The following is a 19,342-nucleotide window of genomic DNA, read 5'->3' on the forward strand; positions in this document are numbered from 1 at the left end:
CGTCTGCAAAAAAGCTGATCAGGGCAATTCCTGACCAGCTTTTTTAATGCTACACTTACTAAAAAAGTTGGTTTTCAAATGTTTGAAGAAATAAAAAATAAATCGGTTGCCTGGTTAGGAATCATCAGTTTCATGGTGAATTGCTTTCCGTACGCAATCTATATTCTGTTGATTAATCGCAACGGCTCGTTAATTAGCGATGTTCTGCCGATGGCTATTTTTTACACCTTTATAAGAACAGCGCTCTTCATTTTTCGTAATAGGGGAAGCCTGGCATTTTAAAGGCTCCCAATTTTTTCTTGTTAGCTTGACGATATTTAATATGTGCCCACATGATAATCAGCCAAACAACTACGAAATTAATTGTTGAGACCGTCGAAACAATATCAAAAATTCTTGCTGGCATTAAGTAGTTCAAAATAACTACAATGAATAAAATCAAAGATGAAATAGTTAGAGCGTTTTTTTGGAATAGCTTTGTTGCTTAGTTCGCCCAGTTTTTTAGGAGCATTGCCGCCGCGGGCTAATGCATAAAGTGAACGACTGGTAGAGAAAATTGCACTATTGGTTGCCGACATTGCTGCAGTTAAAACCACGAAATTCAATATTTCGGCTGCTCCCATGACGCCAATAGCAGCAAAGACTTGAACGAAGGGACTAGAGGTTGCTTTAATTTGATTCCATGGATAAACCGCCGTGATTGCTAGCATTGAACCGATATAAAAGAGTCCAATTCTTACAGGCAAAGTATTAATAGCTTTAGGGATGTCTTTTTCTGGATTAGCTGTTTTGCTGGCCGTTAGTCCTACAATTTCCACACCAACAAAGGCAAAGACAACCATTTGAAATGATGTAAGAAAACAGCTAATTCCTGTCGGGAAGAAACCACCATTGCTGACCAAATTTACAAGCGAGGTCGTGCGCCCGGCAACTTTTGTATGAAAAAGCAATAGAACTGAACCTGTCAAAATTAGTGCAATGATTGCAATAACTTTGATCATTGAAAACCAGCTCTCAAGTTCGCCAAACAGCCCTACATCGACCATATTTACAAACATTAAAATAATAACGATTAACAAGGGTCCTACCCATTGCGGAAGCCAGGGAAACCAATATTTTAAGTAGATACCCGTAGCGGTTAAATCGGCCATCGCTAAACTTAGCCAGCAAGCCCAATAGGTCCAGCCGGCGACGAATTCTGTTCGATCGCCTAAATATTCTTTTACGGCATCTAAAAAGGAATGTTTAGATGGATCAGCTAGGATCAACTCTCCTAAGGCACGCATTATAAAAAAGGTAATGATTCCTACAATTAAGTAGGAAAGAATGATTGATGGGCCGCACTTTTGATGGCCGAACCTGAACCCAAGAATAATCCGTACCAATTGCACCGCCGATCGCAATCATCGTCACGTGGCGGCTTTTGAGTCCGCGATTCAACTTTTCATCTTCCATAAAAAAACTTCCTCTGAACCTTAGTAAAAATTGAGTTTTGCTTCATAATAGTGGATTGTGTTTTATTATAAGCAAATTAAAAAGATATTGTAAATTTGAATAAAGACATAGTATTAGTTAGAAATACATATTAAAGAATACGCCAACGAAAAAATCAGACGCTTTAATTATGAAGTGTTACTAATTATCAAATAACAATATTATGTTTGAGGATGAAAGATATGGAAGTTTTTGCGTAAACAACTTGGAATCATTAATGCTGAGTAAGTGAATTATAATTTTCGTAAAATAAGAAGAGGGATAGACAAGATGTTTGGAAGAAAAAAAGTATTAATGAGGAAAAACAATTTTTAGCAATGATTAATTATTTGCTTGATGATGATACAGTTGCTCCGAAGGAACTTCAGGCTTTAGAAAAAGCAAAAAAGCGAATTGAAAAGGATGAATATTATCCACGAATTTTACAAGGCTTAATGAATGATCTTCGTCCCATGGCTTTGCACAGTGAACTTTCTAAGCATGTTGGTGAATAATATTTGCATGCAATTAATGATGCTTATCAAGATGATGGCTGGAACGGAATTAGTTTTATGAGTTTTTAGAGTATTAATTTATATGAGCAAAAAGACCTCTGTCTATGTATTAATAGCTAGAGGTTAGGGTATAAAAATGGCAATTAAAATCACTTTAAATCAGCTTTACGATATTATGTATGATAACATGGATCCCACTGGTTGGTGGCCAGGTCGCTCAGATTGGGAAGTAATTTGGTCAACGGTTCTAATTCAAAATACTAATTGGAAAAATGTTGCTAAGGCATTAAAGGATTTGTACAAAGTAAGTGGATTTTTGCCGCAAAAAATCTTAGCCTTAACGGATGAAGAATTGACTAATGCAATTAAAAAAGCAGGCTTCTATACTCGAAAAGTTAAAACTATTCAGAATTTAGCGAAATATTTTCAAGAGTATAGTTTTGATTTGGAATTGATGCAGGAAATGCCCAAAGAAAAATTGCGTAAAGAATTGTTAGCTATTAAAGGGATTGGCTCGGAAACGGCTGACGTGATTTTGATGTATGGTTTGCGTAAGGGCGAGTTTGTCGTTGACAATTATTCTTATCGTTTGTTTGAATGCTTGGGATGGAAGATGCCGAAGTATGAAAAGGCAAAGAAGATAATTGAAGGTGATTTGCAAGATTTTACTTTGCGTAATTACCAGAATTTCCATGCAATGATCGATACTTTTAACCAAGAATATAAGCTGCCGCAGGATTTTGGTAAATCATTTTTGGCAAATTATCAGTTAATTACGCCGGAAGAGAAAACTTCTGAAGAATTGCAAAAAATAAATTTGTAGAAAATGCGTTAAAATCTTGGTACTTTTTAAATCGAGTAACTGTGCTTGTTTATTGACATCAAGCTGCAGAAAAATATAAATTGATCGAATGAAAAGCCCTTATCTACATAAAAGTAGGTAAGGACTTTTTTATTAGAAAAATTGTTGTAATACAGACTTTATATTTTGCATCTCATCATCTGTCAATTTCCCTTTTAAGGAGCCACTAATTCGTTTATTTGGATCGATTGTACGAATATGTTGTAATAACGCTGTACCGTAAACTTTATCTTTATTAAGAAAAACAAAAAGTGGTGATTTCCTAAACTTTTCTTCTGTTTGATATTTTTTTGCTGAAGAAATAGGTACTACAATTACAGTATTAAAGACACGATTGAATTGATTATTACTAACTATAATGCATGGTCGTGTTTTTCTTTCTTCATTACCTTTAGAAGACTCCAAATTAATGAAATAAATTTCGCCTTCCTTATACATCAATCGATCCTTTCTTCTCCTACATCTTGTCCCCAATCTATCTCTGGAGTATCAATATTGCCGTAGACTTTTTCTTGAGCGTCGACTATATCCCATAGATTATTTTTAGGTTTTTCTAAAGTAACGGATTCATTATCTTTAATATTAAAAACAATGGTTTTATCATTTTTGTTAAGTTTCAATGTGTCACGAACTGCTTTGGGAATTGTAATTTGATTTTTGCTGGTAATTTTTGCTTGAACTTGCATAAAAATCACTCCTTATAAATTCTAAATAAATAGTACCTTGCTTTGTAAGGAAATATCAATTATTTATTCTTCTATGACTTATTCTTTATTTTTATTAAAAATCAATAGATAAAAGACAGCTGTCAATACTTCCGCAATTCCTTCCAAAGCAACAGCCATACTGCTGCCAAAATGTTGGACAATTAATCCGCCTAAAAAAGAACCAATTGGAATCATACAGTTAATAATAGGATATGGATCAGTAGGAAAAGTATCGAAAGTTGGATTTTTACGTTCTAATAATCTGTTAGGTAAGAGAGTACTAGTTTTAAATCCTAAAGGAACATTTCAAGAAAAGATTTTATCGAATTTGCCGCCATTAGTTATTCCTATTCCAAAAGGAGTTAAGGATGAAGAAGCAGTAGCATTAATAGGAGGGGGAGATGTTGCGTTAACATTCTTAAAACTATTAAGAAAGAGTTCACCAAAGCAAATAATAATCTACGGTGCAAATTCTGTGACAGGGTTGATTCTCATGCAACTTTTAACAAATTTAACAAAATTATCGATTGTGCCGATGACTACTAAAGCTTCACAAAAGTATCTTAATGATAAAATTTCTGAATATGGTATTAGAATTTCTAAACATATGGAAAAGATTCCTAGTACAGTAGTTGATATAGCTGGCAATGGTGTAACAAGAGAACTAATGGAACATGTTAGAAGTGGAGATAAAGTTTATAGTATTGCACAAAATAATTTAAGAGGCGTTCAATTTATTAGTAAACCGTCTTTTCCCAATGACTATCGAACTTTACTGCAATTGATTGCTAAAAAACAATTGTTTATTCCGATTGGTGAAGTCCTTTCTATTGATAATATAAAAAGTGCAATAGATTATTTAAGTAGTCATCATAGTCGAGGAAGAATTTTGTTATCTTTTGAAAAATAAGGTGCGATATAGAAATAATCTGTTTCTTTATGGCATGGAAAATAAAAATTGCGAGTGAATGAAAAATACTGGTCAATTAATTTGTTGATTAATTTATAACTTGCTATAATATCACTAGATAAAAAAGAGGTCGACAATACAAATGTCAACCTCTCAGTGTAGAGCCGCTTCGGCGGTGCTATCCAAAATTTAATTAATGTTTTTGAATAACTGCCAGCTTTGCAGAGCTAAAGCAGTTATTTTTTTCGCCGATCTTTAAATTCGATCAGCTTCACTACCAATGCAATAATTATACTAAATACGAACATATGGTTGCGATGAGATTATATTACCAAATTGATGATCTTCTTGATCGAACCATTCACGTGCAAAATCAATTAAAGGCCGTAAGTTGATTACTTTGATAATACCTTTACTCAATTTAAGTAATTTGAATTCGTTAGGATATTTAGCTTCAAACGTTGTGCCATTTTTATCAATTCCATAATTAAATTTATTAATCATTTAGTACACTTAATACTAATTTATGGATAATGAATCAGCTTTCCCTACTTTTTAATTGATAATATGTCCTTGAGTGTGTATACTTTGTGTATATAAAGGAGCGATTAATATGACTGTTAAATTAAGAAAAGTTGGAAATTCAAGAACCTTAACTGTTCCTAAAGAAATAAAGGCTGTTAGTGACGAATATACAGTAAAAAATGATGGTACTACAATCATTTTTACTCCTGTTAAAAAAAGAAAAAATATTTTTGCTGATCCAGAATGGAAAAATTATGATTATCAAAATGATGTAAAGAATGATACGGATTTGCAATCAGTAAAACCTGTTGGCAGGGAGGTTATTGATTAATGCAATTTCCTAAAAAAGGTGATGTAATTATTGCAGATGCAGAGCCACATTCAGGTCATGAAATGGGTGGTCATGATCCACGAAAAGGTAATATTCGTAGACATTATGTCGTTATGAGTACAAATGAATATAATGAGGCTACTCATATGTTTATCGGTATGCCAATTACAACTTCGAATAAATATGAAAATAATCCTAGATACTTACCTATTTTAATTAATGGTAACGGCAATACAGGCGTCAAAGGATATATTGTTTTATGGCAATTGCAAAATTTCGATTTTGAATCTAGAAATGGAAAAATTATTAATCGTGTTGACCGTAAATTATTAGATAGTTTACAACGTTATGTAGACGACATGGTGGGAAAGGAATAAAAAAGAGAGATATCCTCCTGTCAAATTTTGAAGTATCCAGATTTAATCAGAAATTAAAAAATCACCTAAAGTTCATATTTTGAGTAGTCAATGAACTGATAGGCTTAAACAACTAACCAAAAATAAGAAAAAACTATTGTATTTTTCTGGAATTAAGGATATCATTCTACTTATAAATTGTAAGACATAAAAGGAGATGAAAAACATGTTGGCACTTAAATTTACAAATGAATCTAGAGAATGTTGTTGCTGTAACAGCATCTTATTTGACGTGCCTAACATGCAACGCATCTCTATCTATAATTATTTTAGTTAATTTATTTTTTATTGATTGAAATTCTTATTCAAACGAGCTGTAGTCATTTTAGGCTGCAGCTCGTTTTTTGTGTCTAAAAAAATATAAAAGGAGAGAATGACATGAATAAATTTAAGATTTTTGCGACAAGTTTAGTTACTATTTCTGCAGCGATAGTACTTGTGGCTTGTGGCAATACTTCTAATTCACAAAGTTCAAGAAATAGTAAAACTTTAAATTTGAGTACAACTGCCCCTTTGGACACGATTGACATTAGTAAATCCACCGGTTATGGCCAAACAGGTAATGTGTTCGAAAGTTTCTATCGCCTAGGTAGCAATGGTAAACCAACAGCGGGTTTAGCAAAGTCCGGGTTTGTTTCTAAAAACGGAAAAACTTGGACTTTCAAATTAAGAAATGCGAAATGGTCAAATGGAGATCCAATTACTGCTCAAGATTTTGTTTATTCCTGGCATCGTAGTTTGAATCCAAAAACTGCTTCACCATATTCCTACTTATTCAGCGGTGTGAAAAATGCCAACCAAATTATTGCAGGCAAAAAGAATTCCAATAGTTTAGGAATTTCAGCACCAAATAAGAGGACGGTAGTTGTGAAATTAACACGTCCAATTGCTTACTTTAAGGTTTTAATGGCTTATCCACTATTTGGGCCACAGGATGCAAAAGTTGTCAAAAAATATGGTAGTAAGTATGCTACTAAATCACAATACCAAGTTTATTCAGGTCCATTTGAAATTACAGGATGGAATGGCACTAATGATTCCTGGTCATTTGTTAAAAATAAAAATTATTGGGATAAAAAAGCAGTTAAGCTGAACAAGATAAACTATGAGGTGGTTAAATCAAACAACACGGGCTATCAATTATATCAACAAGGTAAATTAGATTTAACGCCACTTTCCAGTGAACAGGTTAAAAACTTGAAAAGCAACAAAGATTTTAAGTCATATCCATATTCTTATGTTCGCTTCTTAATGTATAACTTTAAGGATAAAAACAAAGTAAATCGGAAGGCTTTGAATAACCGCAATATTCGTCTTGCTTTATCATTGGCAATTGATCGAAATGTAATTACAAAAAAAGGTTTTAGGTGACGGTTCTACAATCCCAACCGGTTTCGTTGCCAGTCAATTGGCTTCAGATCCAAAGTCCGGTACGGATTTTGCTAAACAGCAAAGTGTTAAAAATACTACTAATTATAATGCTGCTTTGGCTAAGAAATATTGGCAAAAGGGCTTAAAGCAAATTGGTGAAAAGAATTTAACTTTTAATCTTTTAGCTTCAAATGACAGCACCGATAGTGACCAGTTAACGCAATACTTACAATCACAATGGACAAAAGTATTAAAAGGCATCAAAGTTGATGTAACAAATATTCCTGCAAAATCATTTGATAGTCGTGCTCAAAGTGGCGATTTTGACATTGATTTGTCTGGTTGGGGTGGCGACTTTAATGATCCAATGACCTTTATGCAAATCCCAATGACAGGCACTTCATATAATTATGGCAAGTGGTCAAATAGTAAATATGATCAGTTAGTAAATCGGGGAGCCAACCAGGACGCAAATAATGTCAATGCCCGTTGGCAGGATTTGGTTAAAGCAGCTCGAATTGTAAATAGTGAACAAGCGATCACTCCAATTTATCAACAAACAACGGCTTATTTGCAAGATTCAAGGGTTCATGGCATTATTCATAACACTGCCGGTACGCAATGGAATTACAAATATGCTTACGTAAAATAGCAAAAAAAGTTTAAAAATTACGTTAAGAGCTTTTCCTCTTAACGTAATTTTTGTATGTATCTAGAGATCAGTTGTTTTCTCCAGACTATTTATTGCCAATTAAAATATTAGTTGCAAATTAAACATAGGGGGTAAAATTAAAAGCAAATAAGAAGATGAAAACAAATTTTAAATAAAGGGATAGAAGGAGGAGTAAAAATGAACCTAAAAGAGCTTTTGAAAATAAACATTCCGCGATCAGGTTTAATTATTTTCTTATATTTAATTTATGCTATTGCTGGTTCGATGGGTGAATATCTATTTAAATATGCTCTAAATGCAATTACAGTTGGCCACTTGAATACTTATCTCTTTTGGCAAATTGTTGAAGCAGTGATGGAAGTATTAGCAGCACTTTTATTGCCAGTTGCAACGGTTGTTTTTACTAGACAGACGCAGAATTATCTACATAAAATTCGGCAAGACATCGTGCAACACTACTATGTTCAGGGCGATGAAAAAGTAGCTAACATGCAAAATGAATTAACAGCCAATTTGAAGTTACTCACGGACAAATATGCCAATTCTTGGATCACTATTTTAAGTGGTTTGTTTGAAATTATCATTGCCATTGGTCTGCTCGTCAGCATGAATTGGTTATTAATTGTTGTAACTGCGGTTTTAGCGGTTTTGACTTTGTACTTGCCTAAGCTGCTAGAAAAGAAAACTTCCGCTGCAATGGACCAAGTCAATCAAAAACATCAAAAGTTATTGGCTGCGATTGAACATTGGCTTGTCGGACTGCAGGAATTGCGACGCTATAGTGCTTATGGTCGTCTTTCACGGCAACTAAAAAAAGCGAGTGGCGACTATGCGGAAGCCGGAATTAAAAGCGAAGGTATCACCAGTTGGTCATATTTAATTAACGGTGTCGGTAACACTTTGGCACAATTTGGTTTAGGAATTACAGGTGGCTTGCTCTTCATTTTCGGCAAAATTTCCTTTGGTGACTTTGTCGTTGCCAGCGGTTTTGCATTTACTATTTTTTCCGGGATCTGGGATATTACTGACTCACTGACAAAAGTGAAATCAACCAAGACCTTGCGTGCACAAACTGCCGAATTAAGAAAAAAGCTTGCCGATCATGCTGCTGAAAAAGTCCCAGTCTTTAGTCTTTCAGTTAAAAATCTAAAAGTTAAATATGATCAGGGCGAAGAAATTGCTTATCCGGATTTTGAAATTAAAAAAGGACAGAAGGTCTTGCTCAGCGGTGATTCAGGTACGGGTAAATCAACCTTGTTTAAAGTACTTTTAGGCGAATTAAAACCTGAAACAGGGACGATCACCTATTATGATCAATCTGGCAATATTATTCCAAATGAAAAAGCAAAACTTAATTTCATGCCGCAAGATCCGATCGTCTTTCCTGTTTCGATCAAAGACAACATTACCATGTTTAAGGAAGAACTCGCAGACAAGTTGGGTCGGATAACACAGGCAGTGCAATTGCAGCCTGATTTGGCTAAGATGCCTGCAGGTCTTGATACGCAAGTTGATTTGAAGACAGAAAATCTGTCAGGTGGACAAAGACAAAAAGTTGTCTTGGCAAGAACGGAAATTCATGAGCAGCTCTTTGTTTTAATGGACGAGGTTACGAGTGCGATTGATCAAGAAGTAACGGAGAAAATTATTGATAACTTGCTTCAAACAAATCAAACCATTTTAATGATTGCACACAACTTTACACCGGAGTTAAAGGAAAAACTTGATCAAGAAATCAAATTAACTGCTAAGAGAAAGGAGAATAAAGAATGAGTTTAAAAGAATTATATCGAATTAACCCTAAGAGATTTATTCTTCTTGTCATTTTGCAGATCTTTACGCCAGCTGTTTCAATCGTCAATATTTATGTTGCCCAACAAGAAGCAAATATTGTTTTAACTAAAAATCTGCGCAATTACTGGTTAATCAGCTTTCTTGCATTAACGCTTATGTTCATCTCATATGGAGTTTTTGCTTGGTTCAATTATTTATCAAATAAACAAATGCAAGAAATCAGCAATCAAGTTAGAGCTGAAATTGTCGATCATTATTATCATGATGGTAAAGAACATCAAGTTGCTGCAATGCAAAACCGTTTAACCAACGATTTGGAAATCGTAATGGGCAACTATTATGAGCCATTTTTAATGGGCATTTACGGGGCCACGCTCGTTGTTGGCGTTATCGTTTATCTGATTATTTTGAATTGGCTGCTGCTAATTACAATCTTGTTAATGGTGGCTGTTTCTCTGCTTTTGCCAAAATTAACTGAAAAGCCGCTGCAAAAGGCAACCAAGATGATCTCTGATAGCAACCAAGTGTACCTTGATTCTTTAAATGAGTGGCTTTCTGGCCTAGCTCAGATTAGACAGTTCTTTGCTGGTGCTAAATTGTTTAGTGTTTCATCAGCAGCTTCCAAAAAGCTTGAAGATGCAACGGTGAAACAAACGGCATATCAAAAGTTATTAGAGGCTCTCAATGGGATTGTATCTGCAATTTTTGGTTTGATTCTGTTTGTTCTAGCTGGATTTTTGATCAAAGACGGTCAACTGACAATCGGAACTCTAGTTATTGTTGGTAACTTTAGGTTTTATCTCAATTCTGGTATTAATAGGATTACGTCAGCTCGCGGTTCAATGAAGGGAACGACTAAGCTGCTTGATGAGATCGATGAATCGGCAGCTAAAGTGCAACCACATGCGCAAACTGATTTGGAAATTCCAAGCATCATCAAGACTAAGGATTTGTGTCTGCAATTTCCGAATGGTGAAAAATTGACTTATCCTGATTTAACTATTAATCAAGGTGAAAAGATTCTGTTGACAGGTGATTCGGGTTCGGGCAAGTCGACTCTGTTTAAACTAATTTTGGGCGGACTCAAACCAAGCAAGGGTAAAGTGATTTTCGAAGATCATGATGGCAAAGAAATTGAACCTGATCTAAGCAAGATCGGTTATATTCCGCAGGATCCGATTGTTTTCCCGGCTTCAATTGAAGACAATATCACAATGTTTAATGAAAAATTGGACGGAAAAGTTGAAGCTGCTGTCAAAGAGGTTAACTTTGATGAGGATATCGACAAGTTTAATAAAGGTTTGCAGCAAAAATTAAATTTGGATAAGTTAAATATTTCTGGTGGTCAGCGGCAAAAGATCGTGCTTGCTAGAGCCAAGGTTCACAATAGCGACATTATTCTGATTGATGAAGGAACAAGTGCGATCGATCAAACCGCAACCATGAATATTTTGAAGAATTTAGTGAAGAGTAAAGCAACGATTGTCTTTATTGCTCATAACTTCAATGAAGGGATGCGGCAGTTGTTTGATCGCGAGATCCATTTGGTAAAAGAATAGAAGTCAGTATCATGTTTTTTTGCTAAAAAAGACTCACATTTTTAGTGTTACGAAAGAATCTAAATAATTAAATTATTTGTTGAATAACTGCTAGCTTTGCCGAGCTAAAGCAGTTATTTTTTTCGCCAATTTTTGAATTTGATCAACTTGACGACAAATGTACCAAGCATTAACAGTAAAGCATCTGAGACAAATATGAAATTTCTCTTTTTATTTACCTTAATTCTTTTGCCCTTTTAAATACATCGATAAAGGTATTGGCAGCGTCATTCATTCCTAAATCAACTGTTTTTTGGATGAATTCTAAAATATCATCTTCTTCGCCATTTTCCATGTATCGTACAACCTCTTGTAAAAAGTTCAAAGTCATTTTAAAGAAGCTAAATACTTGTGACAGTTTTATTCGCTCAAGAGCGTTTAAAAGTTTTTTTGCTCGTTTCAAATCTTTTCGAAAGATAAGCGAAATACTTGCATCAGCTAAAACTCCCATCATAGTTATTAGATTATAAAAAGTAGGGTCCTTTGGAATTAAATCTTGATTATTGATAATTTGCATTGCAATAGCAAAAACACGATCAGATTTGATCATAAAAACGCAGTTGCCAAAGAATGAAAGGTTGAAGGAACTCCAAACTTTAATTTGCGATAAGTGAGTATAAAGCCGCATTTGATCAGAAAAAGGCAATAAGTTTTTGTTCTTAATTAGTAAGTACTGATTGCATAGAACAATTGCTAAAAATAGGTCAAAAAATTTTCTGTTTTGATGGTAAAGATCAAGATAATAGGCGATCAGTTTTTCCATTTTAACGGTGTCTCCGGCTTCGATTACCTGTCGTATTTCTGCTGGTAAGGTTTCATCATTATCGGTTTCAGAATTGCCAATGAATTCAGTAGGGGTAAAATGGATACGATTAATTAACTTCATCACATTATCGAAGGTGATTTGAATTTTGCCGTTTTCCCAACGGGATAAATTTGAAGTTGAACAAATACCTTTTGCAGCAGCAGTTAACGTAATATTTTGTTCTTTTCTTAATCGTTTGAATTTTGGACCTAATGATTTCATTTGTACCTCCAAAAATTAATTTGCATATATGCAATATATCACTTTTGGCTGAAAAGATCATGGCATAATCATTCCAACATCTAAAAAGGGGCGAAAAATTATGCTTTATAAATACTCAAATCATTTCAAATTTATCTTAATGATTCTTATGGGATTTATTTCAAGTTTCTCTGCAATATTACTTGCATATGTGGTACAAACCTTAACTAATATTGCCACCCAAAGAAACTTTTCTCACTTGCAAGAATTTTTAATCATTGTCATTAGCGGTTTTATTATTACTTTTCTTGCCGGTCTAATTTTCAATCGGTTAAAAACAAGTACTATCAAAGAGACCAACACTTACTTAAGAATGAATATCTTTAAAGGGATGCTAGCAGAGGACAATGAACAAAATAGTGGTAGTTTAGGTTTTTTAACGAATGATTTTAAACTGCTTGAAACTAATCGCTTCGATGCTCAAATTGAAATTATTATGCAGCTTTTTGGGATGGTTCTGGCTTTAGGATATGCCTTAGCCGTCAACTGGGTTATCACCATTATGTTTTTAGTTTCTTCCTGTGTGCCAATGATTGCTTCAAGCTTTACTCAAAAAGCAATTCAAAAAGCTTCAGAGAAATGGACGGAAGCAAATGGTAAATACATTAACCAAACTAAAAATTTTTTGGCAGGAAGTGAAACACTGAAATTGTATGGCGGCCAGGCAAGTGCTGCAGCCAAGAATGCGCAAACAATCACTTCTCTTGAAGCAGCTTTAAGAAAAATGAATTTGCTCAATTTGGATACTAATTCCTGGATTCAGTTATTAGGTAATGTTGTTACTTTCTTGGTACCATTTTTAGTTGGCATATATATGGCTGTTAAAGGAATGACTACTTTGGGTGCATTGTTTGCCATCGTTCAATTGGCCAATTCCTTTGTAAATCCAATTTTAATTATTTTGGAGGATCGTAACAAACTGGCAACGACTAAAAAAATCGTTAAAAAGACGAAGAAATACTTATCATTGTCTGAAAAGCAAGATCAAGAAAATAGTATTTTTACTAATAAGTTGAGTGTGAAAGACCTTGATTTGTTCAGAAAAAAGCAAAAATTAGCACACGGTATCAGTTTTGAAATTCAAAAAGGTACTAAAACAGCGATTATTGGGCCTTCTGGCGTTGGTAAGTCAACTTTATTGCAGTTCTTAATGTATGGCAAATACGGCCATGCCAAAGAAATTATGCTTGATGGAGTCAGTCAAAAAGCAGGCAGTTTTGATAAGATCTTTGCTTACGCTAGCCAAGCTCCAGTGATTTTTGCTGATAGTTTATGGTTCAACTTAACCTTGGGAGCAAAAATTTTAGAAGAAGAGGTTAGAAAAGTCTGCGCAAGCCTCGATTTGAGCGAATTAGTTGAAGAAAAAGGCTTCGCTTATTCATTAGGTGATAACGCAGATCAATTATCTGGCGGTCAGCTTGCCAGAATTGAATTAGCAAGAGCAATTTTGGCTAAACGGTCGATTCTGTTGCTGGATGAAATCAATGCTTCATTGGATAAGAAAACTTCAGATGATATTCATCGTTACTTACTGAATTCAGATCTCACTTTTGTTGAAGTGATTCACCATTATGAACCTGAAGAATTAGAAAAATACGATCAAGTCATTGATTTAAAGGAGTTTGTGGATTAGTAATACCTAATATAAAAGTCTTACTGCAATTTTCAGTAGTAAGACTTTTATATTTGTTTATGTAAAATATTTATTACGCTAATCTAGCTCTCAAACTGAAGTTGCCACTGAATTCATCGGTATGATCGCCTTCGTTGTAACCATACATTGAATCGTCGCCGATTCCTTTGATATACTGATAAAAAGCTTAAAATATTAGAGCATCTTATGGGAAAGGGAGACATGATGAAAGCAAAAATCAAGATTATAGGATTATGTATGTTGGTATCACTTTTTGTTGCTTTACTCTGGCCGCTTTTTGATGTGCTTTTGTCAATTATTCAACAATTTATACAATTGCATTATATTAATTATATTGTCTGGCCGCCGACATTGAAAGATTATCTTATTGGCTATGTGACTGCTTTTGTCATTTTAAGCATACTTTTCTCTCACTATATGCTTAGGGATGACGAGAAAACGAGAGATAAATGATTTGATAAAATTTTTGGTAGGTTCAATGTTTAATGCAATTTTGTGGTTGGTTATTGGTGTGATAACTTTCAATTTGACCGACAAGTATGTAAAGAAAAATGGAACGTTGGCTCAATATGAAAAAATTAATTATTATCAGAGGTAATTCTGGAAGTGGAAAGAGTACGCTAGCTCGTGAAATTCACAAAAAAATTAGCCAGAAATAATTTGTTAATTTCACAAGATACGATACGTCGAGATATGCTTAGAGCTAAAGATGGAAAAGATACTGGTGCTTTACCACTTTTAGAAAATTTGTTGGAATATGGCCATAATAATTGTGAAATTACGATTTTAGAAGGGATCCTTAACGCTAATGGTATACGCCATTATTCAAAAAAGCTCAGCATTTGTATGGCGAAAATATTGACGCGTATTATTTTGATATTCCTTTTGCAGAAACTGTAAAACGCCATAAGACACGGCCACAAAGTGGTTCATTTAGTTAAGAAAAAAATGAAATCTTGGTGCATTTTCTTTTTTTAAAATTAATGACTTTGAGTTTTTAAAAAAGTGGGAATTTTTAAAAGTTGGAGGAAAAATGAATTCTGAATTTTCAAAAAATAGAAGTTTTTAAAAACTTGAGTAACTGTGCTAGTATTGTTTATTAACATCAAAATGCAGAAAAAATATAAGAAGTAAGCAACTTTTTTATATATTATCGATCTTTTCCTCACCTATGTCTTTTCCAAATCAATTCCTGTTTAATATTGCAGTCATTATAACAGGTACTGTATAATATGAAAATAAAATTAAAGAATCTAAAAATTTAGCTAGGGGTAAATGGTGACTCTATGAAGGAAAAGGCAAAATGGCTAACAAGCTTAATTGCCATCAATTTGATTGGATTATTACTCATCACGTTGTACTCAGCATATTATAGTTTCGGGACAATGATCTTTGGTGTTCATAAGGCCGACGCAATAATAGATTTTTGGCACAGTGAGATGTTATTAGGCATTCCTTTCTTAATTGGCTTTAACTTATTAGCTATCATAAATGCCATATATCGAAAGATTAAAAATGGTAAGAAATGATAAAAGAGGCACCACAATGGATGAAGAGCCTTTTATTTACACCCGACTTCTTGGCCAACATTGTAATTATGATAAACGTAGCTGGGGAGAAGAGTCTTACAGTGCAGGCTTAAAAATTTGAGCTAACATTTTAATTAGAAAAGGCTCAGGAATGGATGGACTTTCTCAATAGTCATCATGAAGATACTATAGGTACGATGGCTGCAGAGAATATGTTTGTTGAAACTGTTTTTGCTGAAAAGGCCCAAGACGGGTATATGTATTTCTATTGGTATTCCATTCAAGGCGAAGATGGTCAGCCTGTAGAAGAATCAGAAAATTATATTGATAAAAGCATAATGAATACTGGGATGAATGTATCGATGAAACATATAGACCAGTTGATATGAAATTAAAAGAGAGTTTAATTGCTCCGAACATCAATAATATCATTAACAAAAAATAGCCGTCCGAAGACGACCATTGCTGTTTTAGAAAAATTTGGAGATAAATGATGTCATTTTCCATTAAGAAAACTGATTCGAAAACTTATGAGATTTTATATAATCAAGAACAAATAGGAACGATTTCTACATATCAAAATGAATTCCATAATACTTGTGTTTATTTGAAAATTAAACTTATTTCTTATCCTGATTTTTCACCTTTTGAGAAAATTAAAGAAATTGAAGGTAAGCCTTTGCAGGTAATGATTGAATCTTCAGAAACAGAATTGATCAAATATTTAACTAGCAATGGTTTTGAGTGTAAACGTCATTGCTATTGTCCAGAATTTACTAAAACTGATTTAAAGGATAAATTGCAATCAGATCATCCAATTCATTATTTTTCAAGTGAAGATTCGATTTATCAAAAATGCTGTCAGCTTTTGTATCAGCACTATATTGAAATTTCAAGGCCAGTTTCACCTTACACAGCCGATTACGAAACTTTTCTTGAGAACGTTCCAACGGACAGTGGTTTTTACAGTTTAGATATAAACGATCGAGTTGATAATGTGATTTTTACTGAAAAGAATGAAATTGCGTATGTCGCTTCAAGTGATAAAGAAACTTGTTCTGTATTCTATCAGTCAGTCTTGAAATGTATCTTTTCAAAATATGATCAAACTTTCTTTGAAGCAGATGAGGAGACAGATTGGTGTGCAATGACGCTACTTCATTTGTTTAATTATGATTATCAAAAAAGCTTTAATACTTATATTTATAAATGATAAATAAAAAGGCATTCTGCTCTTGCAGAATGCTTTTGCTTTTCAAAATTATTTTACAAATTTCATCGCAATCATCATAATACCAAGCAAAATGAAGATTACTGCGACGATCTTGTTTAATTTTTCTTTGCTGACATCATTAGTAAATTTTGCCCCAATCACGCCAGTACCAACCAAGCCACTGATAATTCCGATCAAGAACCCGATCAAAAGCAATAATGTACCCTGAGCAATTTTACTCTTAAAATGAATGCCTTTGCTTGAATCAAAACTCTTGTTGCCTCGACGCAAAGTGGCAATTCCTGAAATGATCAAAATAATGGCAAACAGAATGTTTAGTTTTTCATCCGAAATAATACCGGCCCACTGGCTACCTATCTGAGCTCAAATAATTGAACCAATGGTAATCCAAAGACTCGCTTGCAAGCGAACGTTGCTTGTCTAAAGTAGGAAATTGCTACTACTAAACTTGTGATAACGTCGACTAATAAACTAGTTCCGATTGCAAAATGTGAATTAACTGCGAAAAAGAGCGTTAAAGCTGGGACAACGATGCTGACGCCGCTTGCCCCGATTAAACTGGTTACCGTTCCTGTAACTAATCCAACAGCGATTGCTCCAATAATGATCAAAATAGACATAAAAACTTCCCTTAATAGTATAAGCTTACCATAAAAGCCTATTTAAGGGAGGGGATTTTCTACTCTTCAATTGTTGCGTAAAAAAACTTCCGCTTAGTGAAGTGAATGCAGAGTGCAATGATAAAACCACCAATTGCAAAGCAAAGCCAGCCGAAGCCTAAATTAAAGAATGGGAAGGATTTCTGAGCAAAAGAAATCATCCCTTGTACCAGCTGAGTATTGCGTAAAACATCTGGCAGGGCATTGATCATGTCGAAAGTTGCGGGAATAAAAGTCAACGCTGTTGTAATTCGGTAGACTACCGGATCATTTTTAAAAAGCGGAGATAAAATTCCCATAATAATCAATGAAATAGCCAAAGGATAAAGCAGCATCAGGACAGGTTTTGACCAATTGATTATGTTGTTTAATCCTAGATTGGCAAAACCAAAAGATATTAAACAATTGACTGCTAAGAAAGTCTTGTATGAGATTTTTGGAAAATGCTTATGAAAATCCTGAGCAAAGGCCACAATCAATCCCATCGCTGTGGTTAAACAAGTGATTGTCGTTAAAGTAGCCAGCAAGGCATTACCAGCAGGTCCTAAATAATAATGAACAATCTGTGCTAGCGTGGTGCCGCCATTGTCTGCCAGTTTAAAATGATGCAGGCTACTTGCTCCTAACCAAATTAAGCAGATATAAATCATTGCAATTCCCAACACACCGATTGCACCACTTTTGGCTGCAGCAATAGAAACGTCCTTTTCACGTTTGATTCCAAGGCTGCGGACAGAGGTGATAATCGTGATGCCCAAAGTAATGGCACCTAGTCCATCCATCGTGTTGTAGCCTTGCAAGAAGCCATTTGCAAAAGAATTTCCTTGATATGCGGTGGTTGCTGCAGCAGATTGTGCAGAACCTAACGGTTTCATAAAAGCAAGCAGGAAAATGCCAAAGAGAAGAAGAAGAAAGATGGGATTTAAGAACTTGCCAATGAGGTTTGTGATTTTTCCTTCTTTTATTGATAAGAAAAAGACGATAGCAAAGAAGATAGCGGAATAAATCAGTAGTCCGATACCGTGCATGCTTTTAGGCAAATTAGGAGCAATGCCAATGGAAAAAGGCACGGTTGCCGTTCTAGGTGTAGCGAAAAATGGCCCTAGCGTGGCGTGCACTAATATCAGAAAGAGCAGGGCATAGCCGGCACCAATTGGCTTAGCCAGCTCATAAACGCCACTGGTTTTAGTAATACTGATTGCCAAAAAGGCCATTAATGGCAAAAGCGCACTTGAAACTAAGAAGCCACTACTCGCAGAAAGCCAGTTGCTTCCAGCTAATTGCCCTAAGTGAATGGGGAAGATTAAGTTCCCTGCACCAAAAATGACGCCAAAAATCATGGATGCGATCAGTAAAGTTTTTTGCAAAGATAATTTAGAATTTAACATAAATTCACCCTTCTGTTAGAGTTCACTATAAAAAAAGTGCCCTAAGCAGATTGCTTAAAGGGCGCCATTCGCGTACATGAAAGAAATCAGATACGTTGCTATAGTGTTTATTTCTTTTTTTAGAAGATTACAGGAAATAATTAAAACTGTCAACTTATATTTTAATTATTCGTCAATTTCTTCAATTGAAATAACAACTGGGTACCAACCGTTGTCATCTTTTTCTCCGACTTTAGGTGTACCGATGATTCTAACATTGGTGTGACTTGGCTTATCAGCTACTACAACGGCAACTTTTGAACCATTCTTAATGTTTTCAAAAGCGTGTTGTTGAGTCTTCTCTAAATATTCAAGGTGAGTTTCATCCTTCACCTTCATTGATTGCTTAGGACCTACTTGAGGAATACCGTCCTTGCTGACAGTAGCTAAGTAAGCTAAGTGAGTTGCAAAAAATTCTTGTTGTTCCTTGCTTAATTTGGTTGAATCTAATTTTTTCATAGATGTTCTCCTCTCTTGTTTTTTGATAATTACTTTATGATTATATTCTAACTTATAATAAGTGAAATTGCACTGATTTTGTTTCAAGTTAAAATTAATTTAAAAAATATGTTGGCAAAATATTAAACATAGATTAAAC

The 19,342-nt window shown here is 34.4% G+C and carries 16 protein-coding genes and 5 pseudogenes; 12 read left to right on the plus strand and 9 right to left on the minus strand.

Annotated elements, in window-relative coordinates:
* Positions 1-262: 262 nt before the first annotated feature.
* Positions 263-1,455, minus strand: a pseudogene (locus HMPREF0493_RS05085) (amino acid permease); the annotation flags it as partial.
* Between the two features lie 329 nt (positions 1,456-1,784).
* Here HMPREF0493_RS05085 and HMPREF0493_RS08375 point away from each other — a divergent pair.
* Together HMPREF0493_RS08375 and HMPREF0493_RS05095 are read left to right on the plus strand one after the other, a co-directional pair.
* Positions 1,785-1,988 carry a bacteriocin immunity family protein gene (locus HMPREF0493_RS08375; RefSeq protein ID WP_262361730.1) on the plus strand — a complete coding sequence of 68 codons (204 nt, stop codon included), beginning with the start codon at positions 1,785-1,787 and terminating at the stop codon, positions 1,986-1,988.
* Positions 1,989-2,124: 136 nt separating this feature from the next.
* Positions 2,125-2,811 (plus strand): endonuclease III domain-containing protein, encoded by a 687-nt coding sequence (locus HMPREF0493_RS05095; protein ID WP_006352240.1) that lies wholly within the window; start codon positions 2,125-2,127, stop codon positions 2,809-2,811.
* Positions 2,812-2,943: 132 nt separating this feature from the next.
* On the opposite strand, the gene HMPREF0493_RS05100 is transcribed toward HMPREF0493_RS05095, so the two are convergent.
* The 3 genes and pseudogenes from HMPREF0493_RS05100 to HMPREF0493_RS08760 form a co-directional block, all read right to left on the minus strand.
* Positions 2,944-3,288: a type II toxin-antitoxin system PemK/MazF family toxin gene (locus HMPREF0493_RS05100; RefSeq protein WP_006352241.1), complete on the minus strand. Its 345-nt coding sequence runs from the start codon at positions 3,286-3,288 to the stop codon at positions 2,944-2,946.
* Complete coding sequence (locus HMPREF0493_RS05105) at positions 3,288-3,536, minus strand: type II toxin-antitoxin system PrlF family antitoxin (RefSeq protein WP_006352242.1); 249 nt, start codon at positions 3,534-3,536, stop codon at positions 3,288-3,290. Before HMPREF0493_RS05105 ends, HMPREF0493_RS05100 begins: the two co-directional genes overlap by 1 nt.
* 78 nt (positions 3,537-3,614) lie before the next feature.
* Positions 3,615-3,764 (minus strand): annotated as a pseudogene (locus HMPREF0493_RS08760) (MFS transporter); the annotation flags it as partial.
* Positions 3,765-3,885: 121 nt separating this feature from the next.
* On the opposite strand from HMPREF0493_RS08760, the gene HMPREF0493_RS05115 reads away from it, so the two are divergent.
* From HMPREF0493_RS05115 to HMPREF0493_RS05145, 6 genes and pseudogenes are all read left to right on the plus strand, one after another.
* Positions 3,886-4,467: an MDR/zinc-dependent alcohol dehydrogenase-like family protein gene (locus tag HMPREF0493_RS05115; RefSeq protein ID WP_006352244.1), complete on the plus strand. Its 582-nt coding sequence runs from the start codon at positions 3,886-3,888 to the stop codon at positions 4,465-4,467.
* A gap of 613 nt (positions 4,468-5,080) precedes the next feature.
* A complete protein-coding gene (locus HMPREF0493_RS05125) occupies positions 5,081-5,323 on the plus strand; it encodes an AbrB/MazE/SpoVT family DNA-binding domain-containing protein (protein WP_006352246.1) in 243 nt (80 codons plus the stop codon).
* Positions 5,323-5,700, plus strand: coding sequence for a type II toxin-antitoxin system PemK/MazF family toxin (locus HMPREF0493_RS05130; protein WP_006352247.1), 378 nt, complete (start codon positions 5,323-5,325; stop codon positions 5,698-5,700). Before HMPREF0493_RS05125 ends, HMPREF0493_RS05130 begins: the two co-directional genes overlap by 1 nt.
* Positions 5,701-6,117: 417 nt before the next feature.
* Positions 6,118-7,762, plus strand: a pseudogene (locus tag HMPREF0493_RS05135) (peptide ABC transporter substrate-binding protein).
* Positions 7,763-7,960: 198 nt separating this feature from the next.
* Positions 7,961-9,556 carry an ATP-binding cassette domain-containing protein gene (locus HMPREF0493_RS05140; RefSeq protein WP_006352250.1) on the plus strand — a complete coding sequence of 532 codons (1,596 nt, stop codon included), beginning with the start codon at positions 7,961-7,963 and terminating at the stop codon, positions 9,554-9,556.
* A complete protein-coding gene (locus HMPREF0493_RS05145; RefSeq protein ID WP_006352251.1) occupies positions 9,553-11,136 on the plus strand; it encodes an ATP-binding cassette domain-containing protein in 1,584 nt (527 codons plus the stop codon). Before HMPREF0493_RS05140 ends, HMPREF0493_RS05145 begins: the two co-directional genes overlap by 4 nt.
* Before the next feature lie 214 nt (positions 11,137-11,350).
* Here HMPREF0493_RS05145 and HMPREF0493_RS05150 read toward each other — a convergent pair whose 3' ends face one another.
* Positions 11,351-12,202 (minus strand): helix-turn-helix domain-containing protein, encoded by an 852-nt coding sequence (locus tag HMPREF0493_RS05150; protein WP_006352252.1) that lies wholly within the window; start codon positions 12,200-12,202, stop codon positions 11,351-11,353.
* Between the two features lie 100 nt (positions 12,203-12,302).
* Between HMPREF0493_RS05150 and HMPREF0493_RS05155 the strand changes: the two genes are divergently transcribed.
* The 4 genes and pseudogenes from HMPREF0493_RS05155 to HMPREF0493_RS05180 all read left to right on the plus strand — a co-directional run bounded on the left by HMPREF0493_RS05155 (position 12,303) and on the right by HMPREF0493_RS05180 (position 16,637).
* Entirely contained in the window at positions 12,303-13,874 is a 1,572-nt protein-coding gene (locus tag HMPREF0493_RS05155; RefSeq protein WP_040457267.1) for an ATP-binding cassette domain-containing protein, read from the plus strand.
* A gap of 590 nt (positions 13,875-14,464) precedes the next feature.
* Positions 14,465-14,812, plus strand: a pseudogene (locus HMPREF0493_RS05165) (AAA family ATPase); the annotation flags it as partial.
* A 752-nt stretch (positions 14,813-15,564) separates the two neighbouring features.
* Positions 15,565-15,869: pseudogene (locus HMPREF0493_RS05175) on the plus strand (DUF6176 family protein); the annotation flags it as partial.
* 45 nt (positions 15,870-15,914) lie between these two features.
* Entirely contained in the window at positions 15,915-16,637 is a 723-nt protein-coding gene (locus HMPREF0493_RS05180) for a hypothetical protein (protein WP_006352259.1), read from the plus strand.
* A gap of 48 nt (positions 16,638-16,685) precedes the next feature.
* On the opposite strand, the gene HMPREF0493_RS05185 is transcribed toward HMPREF0493_RS05180, so the two are convergent.
* The 4 genes from HMPREF0493_RS05185 to HMPREF0493_RS05200 all read right to left on the minus strand — a co-directional run bounded on the left by HMPREF0493_RS05185 (position 16,686) and on the right by HMPREF0493_RS05200 (position 19,203).
* Complete coding sequence (locus HMPREF0493_RS05185) at positions 16,686-17,015, minus strand: hypothetical protein (RefSeq protein WP_335621974.1); 330 nt, start codon at positions 17,013-17,015, stop codon at positions 16,686-16,688.
* Entirely contained in the window at positions 17,012-17,278 is a 267-nt protein-coding gene (locus tag HMPREF0493_RS05190; RefSeq protein WP_006352261.1) for a TSUP family transporter, read from the minus strand. The genes HMPREF0493_RS05185 and HMPREF0493_RS05190 overlap by 4 nt, the downstream gene beginning before the upstream one ends.
* A gap of 59 nt (positions 17,279-17,337) precedes the next feature.
* A complete protein-coding gene (gene brnQ / locus HMPREF0493_RS05195; protein ID WP_006352262.1) occupies positions 17,338-18,705 on the minus strand; it encodes a branched-chain amino acid transport system II carrier protein in 1,368 nt (455 codons plus the stop codon).
* A gap of 165 nt (positions 18,706-18,870) precedes the next feature.
* The gene (locus HMPREF0493_RS05200; protein ID WP_040457271.1) at positions 18,871-19,203 is read right to left on the minus strand and encodes a pyridoxamine 5'-phosphate oxidase family protein; all 333 of its coding nucleotides are present in this window, start codon (positions 19,201-19,203) and stop codon (positions 18,871-18,873) included.
* Between the last annotated feature and the right edge of the window lie 139 nt (positions 19,204-19,342).

Source organism: Lactobacillus amylolyticus DSM 11664, assembly GCF_000178475.1.
GTDB classification, from domain to species: Bacteria; Bacillota; Bacilli; order Lactobacillales; family Lactobacillaceae; genus Lactobacillus; species Lactobacillus amylolyticus.

What these genes read in the sequence shown, in the direction of transcription:
- HMPREF0493_RS05095 (WP_006352240.1), top strand. Translation starts at nt 2,125, where the DNA reads ATGGCAATTAAAATCACTTTAAATCAGCTTTACGATATTATGTATGAT.
- HMPREF0493_RS05100 (WP_006352241.1), bottom strand. Translation starts at nt 3,288, where the DNA reads ATGTATAAGGAAGGCGAAATTTATTTCATTAATTTGGAGTCTTCTAAA.
- HMPREF0493_RS05105 (WP_006352242.1), bottom strand. Translation starts at nt 3,536, where the DNA reads ATGCAAGTTCAAGCAAAAATTACCAGCAAAAATCAAATTACAATTCCC.
- HMPREF0493_RS05125 (WP_006352246.1), top strand. Translation starts at nt 5,081, where the DNA reads ATGACTGTTAAATTAAGAAAAGTTGGAAATTCAAGAACCTTAACTGTT.
- HMPREF0493_RS05130 (WP_006352247.1), top strand. Translation starts at nt 5,323, where the DNA reads ATGCAATTTCCTAAAAAAGGTGATGTAATTATTGCAGATGCAGAGCCA.
- HMPREF0493_RS05140 (WP_006352250.1), top strand. Translation starts at nt 7,961, where the DNA reads ATGAACCTAAAAGAGCTTTTGAAAATAAACATTCCGCGATCAGGTTTA.
- HMPREF0493_RS05145 (WP_006352251.1), top strand. Translation starts at nt 9,553, where the DNA reads ATGAGTTTAAAAGAATTATATCGAATTAACCCTAAGAGATTTATTCTT.
- HMPREF0493_RS05150 (WP_006352252.1), bottom strand. Translation starts at nt 12,202, where the DNA reads ATGAAATCATTAGGTCCAAAATTCAAACGATTAAGAAAAGAACAAAAT.
- HMPREF0493_RS05155 (WP_040457267.1), top strand. Translation starts at nt 12,303, where the DNA reads ATGCTTTATAAATACTCAAATCATTTCAAATTTATCTTAATGATTCTT.
- HMPREF0493_RS05180 (WP_006352259.1), top strand. Translation starts at nt 15,915, where the DNA reads ATGATGTCATTTTCCATTAAGAAAACTGATTCGAAAACTTATGAGATT.
- HMPREF0493_RS05190 (WP_006352261.1), bottom strand. Translation starts at nt 17,278, where the DNA reads ATGTCTATTTTGATCATTATTGGAGCAATCGCTGTTGGATTAGTTACA.
- brnQ (WP_006352262.1), bottom strand. Translation starts at nt 18,705, where the DNA reads ATGTTAAATTCTAAATTATCTTTGCAAAAAACTTTACTGATCGCATCC.
- HMPREF0493_RS05200 (WP_040457271.1), bottom strand. Translation starts at nt 19,203, where the DNA reads ATGAAAAAATTAGATTCAACCAAATTAAGCAAGGAACAACAAGAATTT.